3 protein-coding genes are annotated in these 6,000 nt (G+C 44.6%); all 3 read right to left on the minus strand.

All coding sequences use genetic code 11. The annotated features are described in order from the left end of the window. Positions 1 to 33 precede the first annotated feature (33 nt). On the minus strand, positions 34 to 384 hold the full coding sequence (locus tag HPE56_RS17075; protein ID WP_188244968.1) for a hypothetical protein: 351 nt from the start codon (positions 382 to 384) through the stop codon (positions 34 to 36). A gap of 25 nt (positions 385 to 409) precedes the next feature. After that, on the minus strand, positions 410 to 685 hold the full coding sequence (locus HPE56_RS17080; protein ID WP_188244969.1) for a hypothetical protein: 276 nt from the start codon (positions 683 to 685) through the stop codon (positions 410 to 412). Between the two features lie 908 nt (positions 686 to 1,593). Continuing rightward, a complete protein-coding gene (locus HPE56_RS17085) occupies positions 1,594 to 5,904 on the minus strand; it encodes a T9SS type A sorting domain-containing protein (RefSeq protein ID WP_188244970.1) in 4,311 nt (1,436 codons plus the stop codon). Positions 5,905 to 6,000 lie beyond the last annotated feature (96 nt).

Genomic DNA, 6,000 nt, shown 5'->3' on the forward strand with positions numbered 1-6,000 from the left:
TATTAATTACCCCTTTGAAGGGGTAATTACACTTCAACGGGCATTGTCCCCTTGAGGACGGTGCAGTGCTAACTGCTCGCGAGCTGTGGTGTTGGTGGGGGGTGTTTTTCCAAAGGGTTTCAATTGGGTATTTCCATAATGCATAGCTGCCATTTGTTGTAAATGGGCCAGATGGTTTTTATCGGCTACCAAGGTTTTGGTGGTGTCCTTTTTGGTGGTGGGTATGGTGTCTTTGGACTCTAATAGGTGTTTGATATCCCCCGCCTTGCAGGCACCCCCTTCACTTCGACTGCGCTCAGTGCAGGCAAAGGGGGAATTGGTTGCGTTGGCACTAAGAAGACCGCACCAAAAGAAAAGGATGATATATAGGTAGTTTTTATTCATAATTGGTGGTTATGATTTTTTATTCTTAAATTTTCAATTCATTTTTATTTGGAAAAAGATTATGTATTTTGTTCATGTATTTACAGTCTTTCGATACTTTTATAAGTATGGTATCTCCAATATTTAATTTTTTTAAGTATTTTATCTTCGTTGATTTTATTGATTTTGCCTCTTTCCCATTAAATTCAAAAGAAAAGGGACATGCGTGTGTTCTTTGGCCTAGGGCTATATCATAGATAATTGCCTTTTTGATTTCATTTGGTTTTGCTTCGATTCTCGAATTAAGTAACTTCTCTTTCATAGGTACGATATATAATAGTGTTAATAGGGGTAATAACAAGTAGTATCTAAAAGTAAGCTCTTTAATGTTTTTTAATTTCACATACAAAAAACCTAAGAAACTCATTAAAAGATAAGGACCCACCGTGCCTATCACGGTTACTGAGGTCTTATAAAATTTGCAGTCATCTGTCCACAAAATAGTGCCACTTTTTGACAAGACAATTATTGCTATACAACTGAGATAGATTATTGTCAATAATTTTCTTTTTATCATTATAGATCCAAAATTTCTTTTAATTCCCTGGTGCCATATCCTTTAAGACGTTTACAGATGTACCATAAATCAACTGAATTATTTCAGCACCAGTTTTCTTGCCAAAATCAATAACAATTCTTAACCCGTCACTACCATTCATTTTTGTATAAAAATGAACATTTCCCATAACATTGTGGTAGTATTTGTAAGTAACACTACTACTGTTGAAGTAGTCATTTATCTTTGATAAAGGAGAGTTCTTTATTCTTCCACATGAAATCAATTTGAAAATTATTATTAATCTGATTTTTATACATTAATCTTTTTTCCTCCCAATAAGGAAGCTCTTCTTCCATGCGGTTTCTTATATAATCAATGTACTCTTTGTTATTTTCAAGTTTCGTCACCATACTAATTTCCAATATTGATTCCCCGCTAGCGCAAGCGTCACGCTTGAGCCCATACAACCTTGTATTAAGCTGTAACGCATTTTCATAACATACCTAGTGTTAAACCTTCATTGTTAATTTTTAAAATAGTTTAATCTTCTGCACAATTTCCAATCAGGGCAATTCCCCCTTTGAAGGGGGTGCCCACAGGGCGGGGGATGTAGCACCTACCCATCCTGTACGATTCTACCTTATGCTGAATTTTATAATAGTCCAACAACCTTACCTAACAATAATCTTCCTCAGTGAGTTCCCGTAGGGTGTTTCCAATAAAACGGCATATACCCCAGTTGGAAGGGTGGAAAGGTCAAAAGGAACACTATATGAGGTTTTCCCTTGTTCTTTTTCGGATGCCATCAGGGCATTATTCGCTAAACTAAAGACTTTTATACTGATGTTGCCCCTCTCGGTCAATTTCACTTCTGCCGTGAACTTCCCATCGGTAGGATTGGGATATACCAAGAAATCCTCGATCAAACGTTGCCCATTTTTGTTGTCCGTTTCTGCAATGGTGGGGTCTTTTGCGACCACGATGATGGTTTTGGTCTGTTGGGCCAAACATTCACCGATCTTGGTAAGGATACCCACTTCATATTCCCCAGCCTCGGCGAATACGATCTCGGCTTCGTCGCTATCCTGCAGGAGCACTTGTGCGCCTTCGGGCAGGATCCATTCGGTGATTTCGGGAAGGGGGTAACTGATATCTACCAACACTGCTGTTTCTCCAACAAAAACCTGACTGGACACTGCCAATTCAGCAGCGATTTGAGCGGTGCTCTTATCGATGGAAATGCTGCCGATAGCGGTACACCCTGTAGCGGATTGCACGGTAACCGTATAATCACCTTTTTCATTCACTACAATAAATGGTTCCGCACTTATAAATCCATTATCGGAATACCAGGAATAGGTTGCGGTGGCATCTTCCACCGTTGCATCGAGGAACAGTTCCTGTTCGGCACAGAGTACGCGGTCATCCCCTAGGTCAACGTTCAGAGGCAATGGGTCTTCCAAGATGTATGTTCTTTCTATGGTGCCATTAGGTAGCCCCGTGATCGTTACTGAATATTCCCCTGCGGGTAAGTTGTCAATGCGATTGGTGGATGCCCCCGTCGACCATGAATAGCTGTTATTGCCATTGCCTTGATTGACAAGCAAGGAGATACTCCCGTTGGATTCCCCTGAACATATCGGTTGCACTAGGGTCTCCTCAACGATATCGGGTTCTGTAATTTCGTATGTTTCAATTAAGGAACAACCATTGGCATCGGTGACGGTAATTGTGTATACATCCGCAGTCAGGTTTACGATTTCCGAGGTGTTCCCTACAATAGATCCGTCGGAAGCTCTGGTCCAGGATATGTTGTAAGTGGGTTGTCCGCCACTGACCTCAAGGACGATGCGGCCATCTTGGGCTTTATATTCAGAGGCATGCGTCAATGAAACATTACTTATCATTAGCGGATTGTCCGGTGCGGATATGGTAATGGTCCTATCGGAGGAACAGCTGTTGGCATCCACAACCTCGATAGTATATTCGCCATTGGCTACATCCGTGATATCTTCCGTATTGGCTCCATTGTTCCAATAGAATTCATAAGGCGTCGTACCCCCGCTGACCGAAATGTCGATGGCCCCGGTCTCCCCACCGTTGCACATTACATTTGTAATATTCTCCAAGGTTATCTCCAAGAGGTCTGGTTCTGTTATGGTAATGGAATCGGAATCTTTGACAATCCCATTACCATCCTTTACCCTCACGAAATAGGTCCCTGCGGTTAGGCCTCCTATGATTTCACTGGTTTCGGAAAGAAGGTCATCAGATCCATTAGAGGAATCGAACCATTCAAAAGTATAGGGTGCTATCCCGCCTTGAACGGTAGCCGTGATTTCGCCAAAATCGTTTCCGTTACATTCCAAGAAAACGGTCTGGGCCAAGGACACCAAAAGTTCCCCAGGTTCGGTAATGGTAAAATCCTGTGTAAAATAACAACCAGTGGTTAAGTCACCATTGAAATTGTCATCGGTAATCACTAGGGTATAGGTCCCTTCGGGAAGGTCAGCGATATCATCACTATTGTCGGTAGGAGGGACGAAGCCCGATGGTCCTGTCCAAGTATAAGTCAATGCACCGGTGCCCCCAAAGGCGGTAATACTTATGGCACCATCGGCAGCATTTGCCGCAGAAATAGATTGTTGTAGATCAAGGGTAATGGCAATGGGTTGGGGTTCGGTAATGGTGAAATCGACGTCCACGGTACATAGATTGGCATCTTGTACCCTAACGGTATGATTGCCTGCTTCCAAACCGGGGAAGGAATTACTGTTCTGGTAGTTGATTCCCCCATCGATGGAATAGTTGTAACCGGGTGTTCCCCCATCGGGGGTTATGAGTACACTACCATCTTCCGCACCAAAGCAAGTGACATCGGTAGTGAAGGCCTGGGCGGTGAGTTGGGTGGGTTCGGTAATGGTTATTTCCGCACTTGTGAAGGCAGGTGTCGTTGAGGCGTCGGTTACGGTAAGGGTGTAGGTGCCTGGTGGTAAGTTCTCAATATCATCTTCGGCCGTGGTGTTCAAAATACCTACGCCGACTTCCGTCCAAGTATAGGTGATGGGCGCTTCCCCCGTAACGGTGGTGAGGATACTCCCGTCATCGGCACCGAAGCAGCTTATATTGTTCGCTTCATCTATTACTATTGATAATGGTCCGGGTTCGGTAATTTCGAAGGGTTGTACCAGACTGCAACCATTATCGTCGGTCACGGTCACGGAGTAGGTACCTGGGCCGAGATCAAATAGGTTTTGATCCGTGATCCCGCCAACATTGGGACCTGCCCAGACAAAGTCCAGGTTCCCGAACCCACCGTTGAACACGGGTTCTATGGATCCATTGGAAAGGCCCTGTGCGGACACATCGGTGATGGTACTGCTTGCCTCGTCCCAAGTAATGGAAGGTGTTGATGTGATTGTTACCATCTGGGTATAGGTACAGCCTCCATCCTCTTCAATAACCACGATATGGTCACCAACGGGAACATCGGTAAAGACATTGAAGTTTTGAAAGTTCACCCCGTTGTCGATGCTATATCGGTACTTTGGGTTGGGATCCAAGGTACCGCCCAGAACGTTCGTTATGGTGATCGTCCCATTATCAATGCTCGGGCAAGACGGTGTAAGGTCGATCGTCGCAGAAATGACCATTGGCTCCTCGATAACAACATTCGTTGTACTAGTTAGGAGTCCGACATCGGAATCTTCTACGGATAAGCGATAGGTACCCGGGGAAACCCCTGTCAAAGTAGCGGTATTATCGCTATTGGTCTCGGTAGCTATGACCGTGCCGTTTGGACTGCCATCCTCAAGGATAAAAGTATAGGTCACCGGGAAGGTACCCTGAACGGTTGCGGTTAATGTTCCGTCGTTCATTCCGTTGCAACTGATATCGGTTCCGGTAAAGGATAGGATCTTCAAGGGTCCGGGCTCGTCAATTCGGATAGGGCCGTAATTTTGGGTACACCCTTTGTCATCGCTGACCTCGACATTGTATTCACCGGCATAAAGACCTGATAGGGTCAATAGACCGGTATTGTCGGAAAAGGAGCCCCCATTGTCCTGGGTGCCCGTCCAGTTGATACTGTACGGTGGGGTACCGCCGGATATGTCGATGGTCAATGCCCCATCGGAACCGCCGATGGTCGTTGCATCCTGATGTAAGCCCAAATCTTCGGTGACGGAAAGTAAATCAGGTTCGTCCACAAGAATTCCCAAGACGGGTACAGCCTCACAGCCATTTTGGTTTCGTACGTAAACGTCATAGAATCCTCCGGAAACTATGGGGATCGAATTACTGAGCAAGTCCAGCCAATCCCCATAAAAGCCTAATTTGTATTGGTAACCGGTGCCACCCGATACAGTGACCGTGATACTTCCGTCTTGTGCAGCATTACAGCTGATATCGGAAGGTGTTGTATTTTGGATAACGACTTCACTGGGATTATTTAGGGTTACTTCTACGGTAACGGTTGAAAGCGTGTTCGATAGATCCATCCCATTGGAAGCAACGCTAAGCTCATACACTCCATCATCCAAGGTGTTTAAGTCGATAGATGGATTAGAAGTGGTTCCTGAACTAAAAGCCACACCATTAAGGGTCCATTCGAAAACATAGGGCGTTGTTCCCCCCGATATTGGAATGCTGATGGCCCCATCGGTATTTTCAGCACAGGATATCTCGGTAATCGTTGGTGTTCCCAATTCGGGCAAGGGTATAGCCTCCAAAACAATGGTATTGCTCGTGGCACTGCAACCGTTGTTATCCGTGACCACAACATAGTAGCTTCCTTCGCCTAGACCGGTAAAATTCTCTGAATCGTTGGCACTATCTGTAATTTCATCCAGTTTTTGATTGGTAGTATCAAAAAGCTCATAAGTAAAATTAGAGGTACCGTCGTTGGTAATGATATGAAGACTACCGTCCGTGGCATTCGGGGCGGAAGGTTGTTGTAGCCACCCCGACGAACCACTTTTCAAGTGGTACTAGAGAGCTGTTAATCTATTGATTAGCAGCTCTTTTCATTTTATATGGTATCAGATGATATCGTTTGATATCCTATAACTGGTGTATGG

Source organism: Maribacter aquimaris (genome assembly GCF_014596745.1).
In the GTDB taxonomy this organism is placed as follows: Bacteria; Bacteroidota; Bacteroidia; order Flavobacteriales; family Flavobacteriaceae; genus Maribacter_A; species Maribacter_A aquimaris.

Excerpts from the sequence above, each read along its gene's own strand:
- HPE56_RS17080 (WP_188244969.1), bottom strand. The coding sequence starts at position 685 with ATGAAAGAGAAGTTACTTAATTCGAGAATCGAAGCAAAACCAAATGAA.
- HPE56_RS17075 (WP_188244968.1), bottom strand. The coding sequence starts at position 384 with ATGAATAAAAACTACCTATATATCATCCTTTTCTTTTGGTGCGGTCTT.